21 protein-coding genes are annotated in these 16,801 nt (G+C 58.0%); 7 read left to right on the top strand and 14 right to left on the bottom strand.

Translation table 11 applies throughout. The annotated features are described in order from the left end of the window. Positions 1-5 precede the first annotated feature (5 nt). The 12 genes from AB7M29_RS13585 to AB7M29_RS13530 all read right to left on the bottom strand — a co-directional run bounded on the left by AB7M29_RS13585 (position 6) and on the right by AB7M29_RS13530 (position 10,745). Positions 6-350 carry a head decoration protein gene (locus tag AB7M29_RS13585; protein WP_329517330.1) on the bottom strand — a complete coding sequence of 115 codons (345 nt, stop codon included), beginning with the start codon at positions 348-350 and terminating at the stop codon, positions 6-8. Then, entirely contained in the window at positions 347-1,501 is a 1,155-nt protein-coding gene (locus AB7M29_RS13580) for a head maturation protease, ClpP-related (RefSeq protein WP_454247029.1), read from the bottom strand. Before AB7M29_RS13580 ends, AB7M29_RS13585 begins: the two co-directional genes overlap by 4 nt. Beyond that, complete coding sequence (locus AB7M29_RS13575) at positions 1,498-2,979, bottom strand: phage portal protein (RefSeq protein WP_454246934.1); 1,482 nt, start codon at positions 2,977-2,979, stop codon at positions 1,498-1,500. The genes AB7M29_RS13580 and AB7M29_RS13575 overlap by 4 nt, the downstream gene beginning before the upstream one ends. After that, positions 2,979-3,185 carry a phage head-tail joining protein gene (locus tag AB7M29_RS13570; protein WP_201059406.1) on the bottom strand — a complete coding sequence of 69 codons (207 nt, stop codon included), beginning with the start codon at positions 3,183-3,185 and terminating at the stop codon, positions 2,979-2,981. The genes AB7M29_RS13575 and AB7M29_RS13570 overlap by 1 nt, the downstream gene beginning before the upstream one ends. A gap of 1 nt (position 3,186) precedes the next feature. After that, positions 3,187-5,208, bottom strand: a complete 2,022-nt coding sequence (locus tag AB7M29_RS13565; protein WP_454246933.1) for a phage terminase large subunit family protein — start codon at positions 5,206-5,208, stop codon at positions 3,187-3,189. A gap of 4 nt (positions 5,209-5,212) precedes the next feature. Further along, on the bottom strand, positions 5,213-5,815 hold the full coding sequence (locus AB7M29_RS13560) for a terminase small subunit (protein ID WP_454246932.1): 603 nt from the start codon (positions 5,813-5,815) through the stop codon (positions 5,213-5,215). Positions 5,816-5,982: 167 nt separating this feature from the next. Beyond that, on the bottom strand, positions 5,983-6,327 hold the full coding sequence (locus AB7M29_RS13555) for a phage holin family protein (RefSeq protein ID WP_454247028.1): 345 nt from the start codon (positions 6,325-6,327) through the stop codon (positions 5,983-5,985). A 526-nt stretch (positions 6,328-6,853) separates the two neighbouring features. Continuing rightward, on the bottom strand, positions 6,854-7,216 hold the full coding sequence (locus tag AB7M29_RS13550; RefSeq protein WP_454247027.1) for a PA0613 family protein: 363 nt from the start codon (positions 7,214-7,216) through the stop codon (positions 6,854-6,856). Then, positions 7,209-9,425 carry a VapE domain-containing protein gene (locus AB7M29_RS13545; RefSeq protein ID WP_454247026.1) on the bottom strand — a complete coding sequence of 739 codons (2,217 nt, stop codon included), beginning with the start codon at positions 9,423-9,425 and terminating at the stop codon, positions 7,209-7,211. The genes AB7M29_RS13550 and AB7M29_RS13545 overlap by 8 nt, the downstream gene beginning before the upstream one ends. Continuing rightward, positions 9,415-9,642, bottom strand: coding sequence for a TraR/DksA family transcriptional regulator (locus tag AB7M29_RS13540; protein WP_454247025.1), 228 nt, complete (start codon positions 9,640-9,642; stop codon positions 9,415-9,417). Before AB7M29_RS13540 ends, AB7M29_RS13545 begins: the two co-directional genes overlap by 11 nt. Then, a complete protein-coding gene (locus tag AB7M29_RS13535; protein ID WP_454247024.1) occupies positions 9,635-10,153 on the bottom strand; it encodes a phage regulatory CII family protein in 519 nt (172 codons plus the stop codon). The genes AB7M29_RS13540 and AB7M29_RS13535 overlap by 8 nt, the downstream gene beginning before the upstream one ends. Before the next feature lie 331 nt (positions 10,154-10,484). Beyond that, positions 10,485-10,745 carry a hypothetical protein gene (locus tag AB7M29_RS13530; RefSeq protein ID WP_454247023.1) on the bottom strand — a complete coding sequence of 87 codons (261 nt, stop codon included), beginning with the start codon at positions 10,743-10,745 and terminating at the stop codon, positions 10,485-10,487. Between the two features lie 79 nt (positions 10,746-10,824). Here AB7M29_RS13530 and AB7M29_RS13525 point away from each other — a divergent pair, with 79 nt between their 5' ends. Beyond that, positions 10,825-11,556 carry a LexA family protein gene (locus tag AB7M29_RS13525; protein WP_454247022.1) on the top strand — a complete coding sequence of 244 codons (732 nt, stop codon included), beginning with the start codon at positions 10,825-10,827 and terminating at the stop codon, positions 11,554-11,556. Here the strand turns inward: AB7M29_RS13525 and AB7M29_RS13520 are convergent. After that, positions 11,539-12,618 carry a hypothetical protein gene (locus AB7M29_RS13520; protein ID WP_454247021.1) on the bottom strand — a complete coding sequence of 360 codons (1,080 nt, stop codon included), beginning with the start codon at positions 12,616-12,618 and terminating at the stop codon, positions 11,539-11,541. The genes AB7M29_RS13525 and AB7M29_RS13520 overlap by 18 nt on opposite strands. 344 nt (positions 12,619-12,962) lie before the next feature. Here AB7M29_RS13520 and AB7M29_RS13515 point away from each other — a divergent pair, with 344 nt between their 5' ends. The 6 genes from AB7M29_RS13515 to AB7M29_RS13490 all read left to right on the top strand — a co-directional run bounded on the left by AB7M29_RS13515 (position 12,963) and on the right by AB7M29_RS13490 (position 15,655). Then, positions 12,963-13,553, top strand: coding sequence for a hypothetical protein (locus tag AB7M29_RS13515; protein ID WP_454247020.1), 591 nt, complete (start codon positions 12,963-12,965; stop codon positions 13,551-13,553). Positions 13,554-13,562: 9 nt separating this feature from the next. Beyond that, a complete protein-coding gene (locus tag AB7M29_RS13510) occupies positions 13,563-13,847 on the top strand; it encodes a DNA-binding protein (RefSeq protein WP_454247019.1) in 285 nt (94 codons plus the stop codon). A 158-nt stretch (positions 13,848-14,005) separates the two neighbouring features. Next, on the top strand, positions 14,006-14,323 hold the full coding sequence (locus AB7M29_RS13505; protein ID WP_454247018.1) for a pyocin activator PrtN family protein: 318 nt from the start codon (positions 14,006-14,008) through the stop codon (positions 14,321-14,323). A 58-nt stretch (positions 14,324-14,381) separates the two neighbouring features. Further along, positions 14,382-14,801 carry a hypothetical protein gene (locus tag AB7M29_RS13500; protein ID WP_454247017.1) on the top strand — a complete coding sequence of 140 codons (420 nt, stop codon included), beginning with the start codon at positions 14,382-14,384 and terminating at the stop codon, positions 14,799-14,801. Next, complete coding sequence (locus tag AB7M29_RS13495; RefSeq protein WP_454247016.1) at positions 14,798-15,019, top strand: hypothetical protein; 222 nt, start codon at positions 14,798-14,800, stop codon at positions 15,017-15,019. Before AB7M29_RS13500 ends, AB7M29_RS13495 begins: the two co-directional genes overlap by 4 nt. Before the next feature lie 366 nt (positions 15,020-15,385). Further along, positions 15,386-15,655 (top strand): pyocin activator PrtN family protein, encoded by a 270-nt coding sequence (locus AB7M29_RS13490; protein WP_454247015.1) that lies wholly within the window; start codon positions 15,386-15,388, stop codon positions 15,653-15,655. 65 nt (positions 15,656-15,720) lie between these two features. Here AB7M29_RS13490 and AB7M29_RS13485 read toward each other — a convergent pair whose 3' ends face one another. Continuing rightward, positions 15,721-16,800, bottom strand: a complete 1,080-nt coding sequence (locus AB7M29_RS13485) for an AlgP family protein (protein ID WP_454247014.1) — start codon at positions 16,798-16,800, stop codon at positions 15,721-15,723. Position 16,801 lies beyond the last annotated feature (1 nt).

Here is a 16,801-nt window from a genome sequence, read left to right as displayed (position 1 = left end):
TCGTCTTAGCGGACGATCAGAAAATGGGTAGCCAATGCCTTTTCAGCGGCCGGATCCAGACCGGTGAGATGGACTTCGCTGACCTCGGCCAAGCGCACCACAGCACGGCCGCGACGGACCACATCGGATTCGCCCAGTGGACCGTAGAGAATGGCGATAGCGTTTTCGCTGCCGTCTTCGGCGGTTGGGTTGTACGGGGCGAACTCGCCGCTAATGCTCACCAGGCCGAGGATCTGCCCTGGCTCCAGCGCAGGCCCTGCCGCGACATTGATGGCTTCGCGGGAAATAGTGCCAGCGGCTTCGGACAGGAGAAACTCGCCTGCATGCATCGGCTCTCGTTGAATCGTCATCGTCTTGCTCCTGTAGCAGATTGGGGTTTAGCGGTGTGAGCGGCTTGGCGGGCCGACCAGATAGAGGGTTGATCGATTTGCTTGGCCTGGACTTTCGGCAGTGGGTCTTCGTCCAGCGGCAGGCTGTTGTCGATTTCAAAGCCCTTGCCGCTGCCCACGATCTTGTCGAACAGACGCGCCCGGACCGCCGCAGCATCCAGGCCGGCCGCGACGAACTCGACACTGAACTCTGGCAACCGTGCTGCCACACAGAGGTCATTCACGGCCTTGGCGCGGGTCAGCCCCGCCTGAACGATCTCCTCGCTTTCGAGGTTGGTCGAACTGAGCAACGGCGCCACCAGGTTGCTGATGCCCGCCTCGCCGCAACGCTGGGTGATCATCAGCGCTAATTTGGCTGCATCGACTACGGTCGGCTCCGGTGGCGGGTTGTCTGGCTCTAGTTCGGGATCCGGTTCAGGTGACTCGTCGAGCTGGGCCAGCAGTTCGGCCGGTGCGTGCTGGTAACGCTGCAGCACACCACCCTGGCCGAGGCAGGCCTTGACCTTGATCCCGTCACCGACTTCATCGGCCAGGCCCAAGACCACGGCTTCGTTGGCGGTTAGCCAAGTTTCAGCGGCGACCAACCGGCGCAACTCGACCTCATCGATCTCCGGCGCCTTGGCCTTGTAGGCCGCAATGATCGCCTCCATGGTTTGGTCGAGGACATCGGCCACCTTGCGGAAGTCTTCGGCATCCCCGGCCGCGTAGGTCCATGGGTTGTGAATCATCAGCATGGCGTTGGCTGCAATGACAACCTTGTGCGCACCGCACACCGCGACGCTGGCCGCACTGGCGGCCAGCGCGTCAATCCGACCGGTGCAACGCTCGCCCAAACGCGACAGCGCGTTGTGCATGGCCAAGCCGTCAAACAAATCGCCGCCGATGCTGTTGAACGCGGCGATTACCGGCGAGACGCCATCGTCCATGGCGCGCAGGTCCTGCACGAACTGATTGGCGGTAATACCCCAGGCGCCGATCTCACCATAGACGAACACTTCAATGACTCGCTCGGCGGCTTCGCCGCTGGCTTGCAGGGCATACCAGGTTTTGTCCTGTACCTGCACGCGTTGGCCCGCTCGGTTATAAATGCGCGGGCGCGCTTTCTTGCTCATGGTTGCTCCTTGTCGTCGATGGGGACGAAAGCTTCGAGAGTGGTGTAATTGAGGCCTAGAGCTGTGGCCCGGGCCAGATCGGCGGCGTTTTCCGCGTCGACCGTTTCCGCGTCATAGCCGGTGCGCAGGACCATCTCGCTACGCGAGGCAAAGCCCGCCTGCACTTCCATCCGCCGGGCCTGCACGTCCTGCACCGGCTGGATGTAGGCCCAGCCTTGCGGCACCCAACGTGTGCGCAGGTATTCGCGACGACGCTGTGCGTAGTCTTCCAGCACCAGAGCGCCCGACAGCACCGCCATGTCCATCCAGGCAGCCCGGACCGGGCGGCAGAGCTGGTGGACGTAAACGCTGAATTGCAGTTGCTCCAGGCGACGCCGGAATTCGTTGAGCACCACCCGCAGCGCCCGGTCGTTGACCTCGCGCATGTCGCCCGTGAGGATCTCGTAAGGCGTCCCCGTCCCCGCTGCCGCAGCCATCAGCTGCTGTCGCATGAAGTCCGGGTAGTTGTTACCGGCATCCGGCGGCTTGGAGAACTCGACCTCTTCACCCGGCCCCAGCTCTTGCATAGTGCCGGGCTCCAGCGCCACCATCGGCGTGAAGCCGTCACGGTCCAGGCTCAACGGTTGGCCGGTGACGGGATCTCTCGGCACTGGTCCAGAGTCCTGCGGCGGTCGACTGATGAAACCGGCAAACAGGTTGGCCACCTCCTGACGGAACAGCACCGCGTCGTCGTAGTTGTCGAGACTGCGCAGGCGCTTGAGCACCGGCGACAATCGCGGCACACCGCGCAACTGACCCGGCTCGACTGGCTCGAAGATGTGCAGCACCTGGGCGGCCGGCACGCGCACCAATTGGTTGTATCCGGCGTTCAGTGACGACGCATCACGCGGATGCGACAGGTACATCCAGTACGCTTCTCGTTTGCCGCCCGGAGTGAACTCGATCCCGGCACGGATGATGTTGCCGTCTCGGGTGGTCTCGAACTTGTCGTGCGGAACAAATTCCGGCGCCAGCGCCTGGATCTGCAACGGCACCGCCAGGCCCTCGTCCAGACTGCGCGGCCGCAGGCGAACAAAACATTCGCCGGAGGTCTCTACCGTGCGGGCGATCAGCGCCTGCTGGCCGTAAAAGTCGGTGCGCTCATCCGCGTCCGACTCGTCGACCCAGTCCTCCCAGAGTTCCTGCAGCAACTTGCGCAGGGCTTCGTCGTCAGTCTTGGGACGCGGCGTGATACCGGTGCCAATCAGGTTACTGACGCGCTTGTCGATCACGTTGTAGGCATACGGATCGTTGCGAACCGCTGCCCGTGAACGCGAGCGCAAGTTGCGCAGTGCCGGGGTGTTGATGCTGTTGATCCCGTTGTCGGGAGCATCCCAGCCAGTGGATCGGCGCCCCTCTCCGGCGCCTTCGTAACTGGCCTTGATGTTCGACGGCAGCAAGAATCCGTTACGGGTCAGCGTCGGATAGTGGCGGGCCATTAGACTCCTTTGCCTCCGTGGTACAGCCGAACCACGCGCGAGCGTGGCCCGGCAGCGCTGATCAGCGACGTGCGGATTTCTTCGCGAGCCTTGAGCAACTCGTCAACGGTGCGGTACTCCACGGTGCGGTCGGTGTAGCGCACGGTTTTCTCACCGCGAGCAATAGCCGCCTCAACCGCGTCGAGGTGCTTCTGGGTAAATGACATATCAGCGTCTCTTCAGGTAACCGCTGGTGGAACTGCGGCGTTGAGGTGGCGGTGCTGCGGGTCGCGATGGCGCGGCCGGAGCAGCGAGTTGCGGAGTCGGTTGTAGAGCAACAACGGGGGTTGCATGACCAGCACTGCTAACGCGTTCGCCCTGAACGGGCTTGATGCCCAGGGCTTCGTCAAACAGACCGGATTGTGCCAGGGACTGACGCACCCGCTCCCAGTCGTGTTCCTTGTAACGGTTGAGGCCCAAGTAGTGCGCCATCGCCAGGCAGTACACCATCAGGTCGAGTGCTTCGTTACGCTCAGCCTTGCCCTTGACCCATTCGATTCGCTTGTGTCCGCGGATGTAGCGGGCGACCTTGCGCTCCGCAACGCACTGGTCGAAGAAGTCATCCGGCAGGTCATTGGCAAAGTGCAGCGCGCCCGGACCGGCTTCGAACGGGTAGCGGTTGTAGATCCAGTCCTTGGCAGTGTCGGTACCAACGAACCAGAGCTCGGCGCCATTGCGTTCGGTCTGTCCCTTCCACGTTACGTCGACCATCGACGGCCGCTGAGCAATCACCGGCTTGCCGGGCTTGCTCGCACCCTTGATGGCGAACACGTTTCGCCAGCGACGGACGCGGCAGAACTGATAGACCTCGTCGGTGTGATGACCACCGGAATCGACGGCCACCGCAAGAATGCCGAGGCCGACACCGCACGGGTGGCGGTATTTAGCCTTGAGCAGTTCATCCAGCGCGGTCCAAGTACGCTCGTCTGCGGGATCACCCGAAACCACCTGGTAGTCGACGACCCAGCGCTCCATGCCCACGCCCCAGCCCATGGCCATGAACTCCAGACGGTTGGCCTGAACGTCGACGGCACCGGTGATCATCAGCACGGCAGCCGGCAGCGAGCCAAGACCGAAGCCTTCCAGCCGCGCCCGTTGTCTGAGCACATCGGCTTTGGTTTGCTCTTGGGCGGCGTCCCAGACCTTCGCCAGACGGGTGTTGTAGAACACCTGCATCGGCTCAAGATCGCCTTTGGCCTGGGCCTTTTTGGCCTTCTCGAATTGCTTGGCCAAGGACTTCCAGTCCATCCAGCCCAGCGGCGAATACAGCGCGTTGAGGTGAAAGCCGACCGTCTCGCCATCACCCTCGGCATGGGCACGCCACTCGCCGTTAGCAAGCATCTCGCCCTTGTAGTATTCCTCGATCAGCACGTCGCAGTCAGGGCCTGCGCACTGGTAATGCACGACGCTGAAGTCCTGCGAGTAGTGCAGCCGTTCCCACTCCAGGGTTTGCATGTGTCCGCAAGTCGGGCAAGGCACGTAGTAGTGGCGCTGATCGCTGCCGTCGAACAGGTCGGCGATCCGCGACGCGCCCTTGATTGTTGGCGAGCTGGAGAAGTAGAACTTAGCGTTGCGGCCGAAGGTGCTGCCCCGGGTTTCCGCCAGCTCGATGGGGTCGCCCTCCTCGCCGATATCCACCTCCCAGCGATCAATCTCGTCGCCATAGACATAGCGTGCCGACAGCTCCGACAAGTTGGCCGCCGAACCGGCGGTGGTGACGTACAACGTCCCGCCCTCAAACTCCTTGGTGTCCATAGTGTTGCGTGAATCCCGCGAGCGGTTGGCCGCCACTCGTTCGCGCAGCACTGGCGTGGCCTTGATAGTCTTGCCGATCCGTGACGACACCCGTTTGGCCAGGCCTAGGCTTGGCAGCAAGGCCAGAATGTTGGACGGCGCCATGTGCATCAGGCCGCCGATCCAGTTCAGGCCGATCTGGGTTTTCATCAGCTGCGACGCGACCATGGTGATCACGCGCTTGCAGGGGTGAGCCGGTGACAGACAACGCATGGGCTCGCGGGCATATGGCGTGCGCGAGGTGCGGTACTGGCCCGGCTCAGCGGCGCCGGTGTCACGCGGAATCCGCATGTATTCATCGGCCCACTGATCGATCCAGACGTCCGGGTCGGGCCGTAGCCCACGGAAATACGCCTCGCGGTACACCTCTGCACCGTCAGGAATTTCCGTGGGCATGGGCTTAACTCGTGGTCAGTTCGTGTTCAAGGTCCGCTGAAGACATGCGCTCGGCGTCTTCCAGCGAGCGACGGATCGCCGCCGTGAGGTGCTTTTCGATTTCCCAAGGATCCGTCATGGAGGCCAGTTCGGGCGCTAGCTGCGGTGGCATGCCCAGCAGCTGATCGCGCAGCATGCGGCCGGCGTTGTAGGCGCCGGTCTGAACCGCCGTCATGGCGACCAGAGAACCCTTGGCCTTGTGCAACTCGATCTCGGCGAGCTGGGCCAGGTTGTGTTCGCGCAGTGCGCGGGCTTTCTGAAAGTCGGGCAGCTGCCCCGCAGGAGTAATCGCGGGCGGCGGCGCAGCCATTGAAGTCGGCTCGACCTGACTGGATAGCTGGCTGTACACGTCACGCTGAAGCCGGTCTTGGTGGTGGCGGTCAGCGACGGCGGTCTTGCTGGGGTCAGCGGTGTCGCGAATCAACGCTTCGCTGGCCAGCACATCCACCTGCTTGCCGTCGGCGGTCAGCACCAGTCGGTCGTTGTTTTTCAACCAGGTGATGTAGCTGGGCGCCCTGCCGATCCGAGCCGCGAAGGCGCTCTTTGACAGGTACATTGGTTCTGTCATAAGCCCTCCTTTTCAACGGCTTTTCAATGGAAACCTTTCAATTTCAATGGATTGAATTTCAGTAAGCTGGCAACCCTGCCGCTAACACTTTCCCGCGGGTTTCCGACCCCGTACCCCTCGGATAACTCCAGGGTCCCCGGCGATTTTCGGCGCCCCGGAACGGTGCATCACCCCTGTTCGCTGCGTGCCGGCGACACCTCGCTGACGCCCAGCCGCTTGGCAGCCCAACGTTCGTAGAGACCGATGGCAACATCGGCGCCGGCCATCGCGGTCAGACAGCCCAAGCTGCCCGCCGTCCAGATCGACATACCTGCGGCAATCATCAGCATCATCGCCGACACGCCGCAGACAATGCAGGCACCGGACCGCAGCGCCAGTCGCCGCAACAATGCCCAGCCCCGCGCCCCGTCTTTATCGGCTCGCCACATCTCCCCCGAGACACCGCCGACCAGGGCCAGGACGATCACTAACCAGATCGGCATCTCTGCCAGCGCTTGTTGCTCGTTTGTCATCGCCTACCCCATAAACGCAAAAACCCGGCGCAATGGCCGGGTTTGGTGAGTGGTGCCTGCCGCTCTCTGCGGTCGCACCTATCGAAGATGACTACTTTTTACAGGTGGATTCTCATGGCAGCAACCCCACTTTAATGCCACCCGGTGAATATGTGGGTAACGCAGGGTGAACACCTAGGCAATGTCGGTGAATACACCACCTCGGCTATCTGTTGCTTTCGCGTTGTCCCATCTGTCCCACCTTTCAGAATCGAAGTGGGACGCCTGAGAGCGCCTAAATTCGGGGCTTTGCCCCACTGTCCTACTTTTCTATCTTCTTTCTCGTGTAAAGGAAGAAATTGAATAACACGCGTGCGCGCCACGGGCGCGTGCTGGTGTCCGCTGCGCTCACATGGGCGGGGCGCTACAGCAGGCGGGACGGTGGGACAGCCCAACAACGACGCGGCCCGCGCTTGTCCCACCACGTTAAAACGAAGTGGGACAAGGCGGGCCAGTGGGACAACAATTGCCGGAGTCGTGCCTGGGGTCACGCAGCCTTCCCCATCAACATGCCTTCGATGTGTAGGTGGGCATCATGCAAGCGGCGGTAGTACGTCGGCGCACTGCATCCGCAATGCAGCATCTTCTGCGACAAAAAGCTTTCATGGTTGCAGTAGTGTTCCATCACCACCAGGGCCAGTTCTGGGGCAAGGTGCTTGTTCACGATCAGCTCAATATCGGCCGACTCATCCAGCAGCACCCGGCTGCCGCGAGTCCCACGAATCAGCTCCCCTTTGCACTCCATCAGCATGGCGATCATGTTGCCGCCGCCCAATTCCGAACCACCTTCATGGTGGCTGTGCAGATCCTCAGCCCAGAGCTTGAGCATCTCGTCGATTCGCTTAATCAAAGCAAGGCTCCTCGAACGCTTGGCGCTGCAATGCCGAGGCACCACCCCAACCTGTCGGCTTCTTGTAGGCCCACGGACGCTGCCCACTCTTCACCAGCGCCGGCATGCGGGTACGCCGCCAGCCCAGCCTGTGCATGATCGCCCCCACCCGCATCTGCTCGGGTTTACCCCAGTGCCCGGCGTCAAGCTTCAGCGGGCCAGACAGCACCTCACTGCCGGTGGTGGTTTCACCGATCTGCGACTCCTCCAACCAGGCCAGGATTGGCCCTTCCCACTCATCCACCACAAAGCGCTCATCCTGTGCCTCGGCAAACATCGGGGCTTCATCAGGCGTCACCCACCAGATGTCGCCCGCCTCGTAGCAGAACATCGCCTCAGCCCAGAGCTGGTCGCGGATCTCACGCAATTTCTCCAGGTCGACCTTGGTGCAGGCCACTGGCCAATAACGCCGGTTGCCGGTGGCGTCCTTGAGGTACTCGTCCTGGTTGGTCGTACCCACGAACACACACTGGCGTGGCACGTCGTTCGTTCTGCGGCCGTAGCTCTCGCGGTAGGTGTCGGTGGACGCCGAGAAGAACTGTTTGGCCTTGGTGCTCTCAGCTTTGTTGAAACTGTCCAGCTCGCCCAACTCGACGATCCACTTGCCACGGATCGCCTGAAACCCATCCTTGTCGCCCAGGGCGAAAGGCGTGTCCATAAACCATTCGCCACCGAGGATGCTCATTGCTGTCGATTTACCAGCACCCTGTGCGCCTTCAAGGATCATCACCGAGTCAGCCTTGCAGCCGGGCCTCATCACTCGCCCCACCGCCGAGAGCATCCAACGCTTGCCGACCTTGGCCGAGTAGTCGCTGGCCTGCACGCCCATCACATCAGTGAGCCAGCTTTCCAACCGAGGCACCCGGTCCCATTCAAGCTTGCTCAGATACTCACGCACCGGATGAAACGCGTGGTCATGGGCGACGACGCTCACCGCCTCTATCACTTGCGTCGACTTCACCCGCAGGTTGTATTGCTGCGCGAGCCACTTCATCACCCGCACATCGTCGATGTCAGCCCAGTCCCCTGTGCCGCCGCCATAAGGCGCAGAGCGTAGCTTGACGATCTTGGAACTGAAGGCGCTGTAACTGATGACCCCGGCCCAGCGTTCATCGTTGCCGAGAATCAGCTCGACGTTCTGCATGTGCGCGATCAGCGCGCCATTTTCAGTGCGAGCCAATTGATCCTTCCAGCCACCCGCTGCCGGCGGCTTGACTACCGCAAGGACCTGACGCCGGACCGCTTCCAGCCCCTCGGCGACATGCAGGTCATTGAAGTCGGTCCACTTGTCTTCCCGCTCACCTGAGAAGATCGGCGCGACCACCTGACCACCCACAATCAGCGCGGCGTTGTTGGCTTTCTCTTCACCAGGATTCCAAGGCTCGCCATTCGGGCGCTTGGTCTTCCAGTCATCGTCACGGCAGACAATCAACGGACAACCCGGAAAACGCTCGCGCATGGCCTTGCAGACCACCAGCAGGTTGCCCGCATCAAAGGCAATGGCCACGGTCAGCGAGGTCGCCATGTGCAGGCTGGCGCCGGTGGCGTAACCCTCACACACCAGCACCGGCTCGCCCGGTTCAGGGTGAGGTCCGACCAAATGAAAGGCGCCTTCTTTCGACATGCCGTAAGGCCAATAGGACTTATCCCGGCCGGTATCTTCCTGCTTGTTAGGAAACACCACCTGCAGGCCGACGATCTGATCCCGCACGTTGCACATAGGCACCAAAAAAGCGCCCGTGCGCGGCGCGTAACGAACACCAAACCCGACGATCTGCTTGCGATCCAGGTAATCGCTGCGGCCCTTCTCGGGCATGCGTTTGAACAAGCCCGCCGCCCGGTTTGCCGCTCGCCGTGCTGCGTTGGCCGCGATCTCGGCGGCGCGGCGCTTGGCGTCTTCCTGCCGAGCGCGCATGACCTCACGCTCTTCAGGGGACATCCTCCCGGCCTTGACCTTGATCTTCTGCGATTCGCCCGAACGCCAGTCACCGAAACTGCCGAAGATCAGCGTTTCGTTTTTCTCGGTCCGATGCTCGTGGACGACGTACCAACCATTTTTTTCCTTGCCCTTGTCCTGCGAGGTCCTGCACCGCGTCAGCTTGCCGAAAGTCAGCGGCTGCTCAGGCTCAAGGCCATAGTCTGCGAATTGAACCAATACCTCATCGAGCATGGACAGCCCCCCAGATCTCATCGGTCTCTTGGCAACTCACGCACTGCGTGCAGCCTGGGACAGCAAGACGTCGTCCCTCAGGGATAGGGCTGTCACAGTTTTCGCAAAAGAGAAATGAATGCGCCGCCAAAGCGGGCTTGGCGGCGTTACGCGCAGCAAGAGCCTGATCAAGACGCTCTTGGACCAGGTCATTAGCAAAGTCGGCAATATCAGCCACGGTCGACACCCCGCGTCGTCTGATTGACATAGGTGGCGCGATTGAACATCCCCAGCAGCCCCTGAATACCGCGAAAGACCTGCAGGCGGATCGCGGCTAGCTCGTGATCACTGACCACGCCGTCACCGATGCTCTTGGCCCATGTATCAGCCAAGTCAGCTACCTGCCGAAAGTACTCAGCAATGCCGGTGGTCAAGGTTTCAGGCATGTCGTTGGTGTACGCCTCGGCCAATTCCTGCCAGGTCGTATCTCCCACCAACGCGTGTACCGCATCTAGAATGCGGCGGTCCTTGGTCAGCTCCAGGATCTCGCCAAACTCCTGAATGTTGACCGTGTGACTTGGGTGCGTTGGAGACAACTTGTGCTGCAGCGTGGTCGCGTTTCTGCCGGTGGTGGCGGCAATTGCAGCGGCGCCGCCGGGATAGTCCCGAGCAGCATGGTAAAGCGCTAGATCGAGCGGCAGGATTTCCCGCTGCGCCCGTTCTATAGAACTCAGAGCGATTCGGCTCATGGCATTAATCCTTACAGGTTGCCAGTGCCGCGCGACATGCAGTGGTGTTACATTTGCCGCGTGGCTTGAAAGGGCCCAAACGCCGGCTAGATCTTCAGGATCAATACCGGCACCGTGCCGAGGCGAACGATCCGTCGTTCACCTCTGGCGCAACAGCTGCCCAATCTGTGGTGGAAAAGGCAGCAACACCAAGGCATCCATACCTTGGAAAGCGCGGTAAAGAGAGGTGGTTAGCATGTGGTGTGCCCACCTATCTTTATCGCGACCCGACAGCGCTGTGGTGGTGCGTGCCGGGAGGAACTGGGCGGCCTTTGGGTCGCCTTTTTTCTATTTACGCTGCAACTTTTTGAGGAGCCGAAGCGTTCAACAGCCAAGCAGTTTGGAACTCGTTGCCCCTCTGTTTCGCCGCAGTGGCCAACAGCTCAGCGTATTTGGTCTCGCCTGTGTAATCAGTTCGAGGCAAACAAGCAGCTTGACGCCATTTATTCAATGCCTGATAGCTTCTATTGCATACCTTTGCGGCGGCCCCGATGCCGCCTACGGCTTCAAAAGCGAACGCAATGGCGCTCGGAAAATCTGCGGGGTCCAACATGACAACCTCCACTTATCAACTTACGGTTGATGTTATAGATCAACTGACTATTGCGCAACCTTTATGAGACTCTCAACTCATGGTTGATAAAAACGCACTACGCGCAGCTTTTAGCGAGCGCCTACACGAAGCCCTCAATGACGCCGGCGTACGCAGTCGGGGTCGAGGAGTGGACATTCATCGTCAGTTGAAAATCATGGGCGTGGATAAGACTACACAAGCTATTAGCAAGTGGCTGAACGGCGAAGCAATGGCTGAAGCAGACAGTATGACCGCGCTTTGCTCATGGCTGAACGTACGCCGGGAATGGCTGGAGTACGGTGTTTTACCAAAAGTGCAGACCGGCGAAAGCAACGTCCGTCCACTAGTCATCGGTGATGGGAGCAACGTCAGCGAAATCAACCAGCGCTTTGGTAAAGTTCCATTGATTTCTTGGGTACAGGCGGGCGCTTGGTGTGAGGCGATCTCAAACTTTGAGGCCTACGATGCAGACTCGTGGCTATCGTGCCCCGTCCCCATCAGCAACCATGGCTATGCGTTGAAAGTTCTTGGAGATTCAATGACGAATCCAGGGCCAGGTCGCAGCTATCCGACAGGGTGCATCATCTTCGTTGATCCCGAAGCTGAAACCAGAACGGGGGATCGAGTTATTGCGAGGGTTCCGCGTACTAATGAAGCTACGTTCAAAGTATTGGTGGAGGATGCAGGAACCCAGTTTTTACGTCCGATCAACCCCCAGTATCCAATAATTGAAATTACTGAAGAAACACATATTTGCGGAAAAGTTGTAGGATCATTTATTCCAGAATGAAAAGCTCTCCAATTCCGATTCATTCAAAATGTGATAACCACTTATCCCTGTAACATGAACCGCATGATTAAGCTCATCAATCTGCTTCTGATCCAAGGCATAATCATCACTTAACACAACGACCAACTGACATGTCGAAACTCGTTTAGTAATACTGGTATATTTCACTAACTTTGCAGGAAGTTTATATACCGCATCAGTCAACCTACTGATATTAGTCAGCCTCGGCAGATACTTCACTTCAAAAATTTCGTCCGGCTGCCTCGAATTCTCGGGAAACTTCATCACTCCATCAAGCGCAAGTTTATGATCAGCCGACTTTAATACAACATCGCGCTGAATTGGAAGGCCGTACATACTTTCCACGTAGTCTAATGCTTTAGCCTCGATCCTCAATATCTTCTGAAGCTTACTATTCGACATTGCGGAACGAGCGTGTCCAGGGGGATTGATTACCACATTGCTAAATTTACTAGGAGGTGACGGAGGTGATAATTTAATTGATTCTTCTTCTACCGCATTCGAATGCGAAAGTGCATTTTTTTCTATAGATTCATATGTCGCTCTTACTTCGGCTACACCATCGTTTCGTTCACGAGTACTGGACGAGTCCTCCACCACTCCCTCATCACCCCCTACCTTAGTAGGCACATCGACTGACGATAAAGTAGCTTCATTTATATCCTCATTAGCCGCTTTTTCTGGCTTTTTCTCACCGCCACCCAACTGATCTAATTCAGCCTTTAGCAAGCGCAACTTTTCCTCAGCACTCATCGTACCGGTTTTATATGTAAAGTATTCCTTATTGCCGCGTATAATCGCGGCTAGAGTTTGCAAAAACTCAAGTTCCGTGACAGCAGTAGCAATAATGAACACGGCAGCAAAATAGACACTTATATGATTGCCAAACAGCGCCAAAGCTGCAACCACAAAAATTGCCAAAACCCTCAGACTATGAACCCGTACCTTTTCAAACAAAGAGATACCGCTAAAAATTAAAGCTGCAAGGCAAAACACGCCTCCCGCAACTTCAAAGAACGTACGAGGTAGAAATTCAATCATAGCTAATCATTCCGCTTGCCTTACCTTCAATTGCTCCAAGATTGCAGATTGCCACCATTCACCGCCCTTTTCTACATCAATGCAAAAATCAACCGCCGGCAATCTTGTTGACATTTATCAATTGCTGGTTGATATTCAGCCTCACTCTCCACCACAGAGCGAGGCAACACCATGCACACCACAGCCACCCTACACGTCCATCCGGCCGCGGCTGACCCATTCCGCATTTTCGAGATTCGTCGCTTAGCCCGCGAATGCGGCTGCACGTTTGTCACCACCAAACCAAAGCAGAAAGTCCGCGCTACACCCGCTCCGTTCGATCCGAATGGCGGAGGGTATGCAGCATGAGCAAGTACAAGCTGGATAACCGCACCCTGCAACTGCTCAACGCCCAGGTCAATCTGACCGAGACCTTCAACCACGTTGTACGGTCGACACCCAAGCGGGAGGCCGTGGCGTTTCGCCTGAAAGTCGAACGCAACACATCTGACACCCTCTTCACCGTTGAACTGGGCAGCGAGCGCCACACGCTGACCTTGAAGAACGAAAAAAAGATGCACCTCAAGCTGGCCGACTTTATCGAAGAAATCATCAACGGCCCGTTCGATCCAAGTAACACAGCCGATTTGCTGAACCTCCCGCACGCAAGCCGCCAATACGCCCGATTTGATGTCGAGAACAAGCAGCGCGTGTTTGAGCTGGTGAGCACCGGCGGCGTAGTGAGTTTGGACATGGGGTTCGAGCTCCCACTTCATGTCGCCATCCATCGCACCCAAACACGCACCGGCGTCACCACGATCATGAGCATCGGCGTGAAGCGCCCGCGCACGAAGTGCTTCACCGTTTGCGGTACCGACGTCGAGATCTACGAAAAAGTAGTCGAGTCCATTAACCACCTAGCTGCTGTGGCGACTCCTGCCGCGCATGCAGCCTGAGGAGGTGCCATGGAACGCACGCTTGCTCAAGCCGCAAATCACTTGGGCCTGACCCGGCCCAAGCTAATCGGTCTCATGCGGGAAAAGGGTCTGCTCAATGAGAGGAACCTGCCCATCTATCCGACCCGTGATCGCGATTATCTGCGGATCAAGGACAGCAACTGGTACCACGACCAGCTCGGCATGCAGTACAGCCAGTCGACCCGAATCAAGCAGCCCAGCATCCGCTGGCTAGCCGAGCAACTGGGGCTGAACCTACCTGAAATCCCGGTAGACAACCGTGACGTGGCCTAGGGAATACGCCCGCCAGATCATCGCTATGCGGACACGAGAGGAGCGCAACGCGGCGCTCCTCGAAGTGCCCGAACATCTGCGCGAGCTGACCAAACGCCACTGCCTGAACGCCTGGAACCATCCGGCAAGAACACAACACAAGGAGGCTGCGCAAGCCAATGACTAATGCAGGTCAAACACCACTCCGACTGCTGCCCGCACCAGAGTCGGCAACCGTAGAACTGCTCTACCGCACTTTCGGCGACGTGCTGATCCCGCTGGAAAAAGTGCGCGAGCAGTACTTCCGTAATCTCAACGAACAATCATTTGTGGCCGAGATCAACAGCGGCCGAATTCAGCTACCCGTCACCACGCTGGACACCAGCCGTAAGGCGCCGAAGTACGCACACATCCGGCATGTCGCCTCACTGATCGATATCCGTGCCTACAAGGCGGATGAAGAGATGTTGCGACCGCAAGACGAACCAACCGAATAACACCAGCAACCCAAACGGCTGCCACCACCAGCCGAAGACAGCACCAGGAGCACACCACATGACCGAGACTCAAATTTACGCATTGGTCGGATTCATCATCGCAGTCGGCCTTCTTTTCTGGTTTGGCTACAAGATGGGCCGTACCGACGGCTTGGCAGCCGGCATCACTGAAGGTCAGAGCATCGAGCGGGCCGATGGCACCGAGAAACTCCACGAGCTGAACTTGCGACTTGAGCAAGCCCTCCAGCACCAAAAACATCTCTGGGACCACTACACGCGTGCAGTAGCAGCATCCAAACTCGGCGAACCTGACCGCCAGATCCTGGTGGATATCGCCGAAAAACTCAGAATTGCCGCCGAGACATTCAGCGCATTCCGTACCGGCAAAAAGCTTGAACGCGACACACTCGCCCTGCACGACCAGGCCCTTGCTATGGCCGCCCTGCTGGAACCAGTAGCGCAGGAGGACGCAGCATGAGCAGCCCGACTCCATTGCTTCGCTTGACCCCACAGGTAGCCGGCGCACTGCAACAGCAATGCACCAAAGCCACCACCGAGCTTCGTGAAGTGACGCGTTTCCACAAAGAATTCGATCGTCAACTGGCTGCGTTAATCGGGCACGACGCGATGCGCCAATTGCACAAGGACACCAAGCACGCACTGCTGCTGGCCGATCTGATCAAGGAGGCCGCATGAGCCAGATTCTCACCTACACCGGCAAGCACTTTGATCACCAGCGCCTGATGGACCAACTCGTTATCGAACACCGGAGGAAAGCGGCATGAAGACGGATCGGCATACAACCCAAACGTCGACCGCTTTGCTCTGCAACGCTAATGGCGTCGACGCACAAAAAACAAAGAGTCACTGCTGCGCAGCAGTAGGCATTACTGCACATATCAGCGCCACTTCCGAGCTGCTTATACCCCACGAAAAGCTGCGCGAGGCAGCCCCCCCTGATGCAACGCTAAACGCTCAGGATCGCCCGCCCGCGCAGCCTTTCGTGGGGTGTAAATCCCATCTGCATGGCCAGTTAAATGTGGCTCAGTGGGAGGGGGAGCAATGAACACCTTGTTTTTACTGATGGCACAATACAATGCTCAAGCCGTCATACCATTAACCCGTGTATGCGAGGATTACATGCATCTGACTGTCGAAAAATTCAAACTGAAATGTTTATCAGGAGAAATCGACCTACCTATTGTTCGACTAGGGGCTGACAGTCAGAAAGCATCTTTAGGCGTATATCTAAAAGACCTTGCAGACTACATCGACAGGCAAAGAGAAAAAGCCGCCAAAGAACAAAATAAACTTATGGGCAGAGCCACATGACAAAAATGCCGACTTAAAAAGTCGGCATTTTTGAATACCTTAACCCTAAGAGTCAGCCGCTTCGGTCACTGGGCGGCCGGCGCTGGCGGATTTTGAGCGACTCCTGGCTTCACTTCACCCGCTTCATTGAATACCTCTGCTTTGGGCGTATTTGGCACGGAAGGCCTAGGGGCTGCTGGCTTAGCTGCCGGTTTGGCTGCGGCAGGTTTGGCCGCAGGCTTGGCCGCTACAGGTTTGGCCGCTGGCTTGGCTGCGACAGTTTTGGCCACCGGCTTTGCCGCTGCAGATTTGGCCGCTGGCTTGGCTGCGACAGTTTTGGCCACCGGCTTTGCCGCTGCAGATTTGGCCGCTGGTTTGACTGCGACAGTTTTGGCCGCCGGCTTTGCCGCTGCAGATTTGGCCGCTGGTTTGACTGCGACAGTTTTGGCCGCCGGCTTTGCCGCTGCAGATTTGGCCGCTGGTTTGGCTGCGACAGTTTTGGCCGCTGGCTTGGCTGCGGCAGGTTTGGCCGCCGGCTTTGCCGCTGCAGATTTGGCCGCTGGCTTGACTGCGGCAGGTTTGGCCGCCGCGGCAGGCTTCGCAACTGACATACCGCCAGAAGCAGTTTTCGCCGCCGGTTTATCGGAGTACCCATGCTCCCTCACCCTAAGAACCTTTACCGCCTTCAGTTCGCGGACCACGGACCCTGATTTACTTTGCACATCCACTTTAAGCATTTGCATTAGACTTAAATAAGCCTTACCAACGATAGGGGAACTCAAAAATTCTTCTAATGCAGCACCAAGCTCTGTCTTGCTTTTTGAAATTATTTCACGCTGTTCGAATTGTAAGACAAAAGTAAACCCCTTAGGTTGTTGCACCCAATTGGCGAGCCTAATTTTTTTACTAGAGTCTTTCATAGAACGCATAAAAATTGCGCCGCTAGATTGATTCTGCGAGCGAGGCGGAGTGCCCGACAACATATCTAATGCTGCTGACGCGCTGGAAATAAACGAGTCATTACGCTCGATAGTAAAATCACCATGGGTAGCTTCCAAGAACTTATGGGATAGTTCAAAAAAAACCTCGTCAATTTCAAGCTGATATTTATTTAGATCTTTAGCTGCCCTGACGCCTCGCTTGAAAGCTCCCACGAAATCAAACATA

It is taken from the genome of Pseudomonas sp. F-14 TE3623, from assembly GCF_053629015.1.
This window is presented reverse-complemented; position numbering and strand designations above follow the sequence as displayed.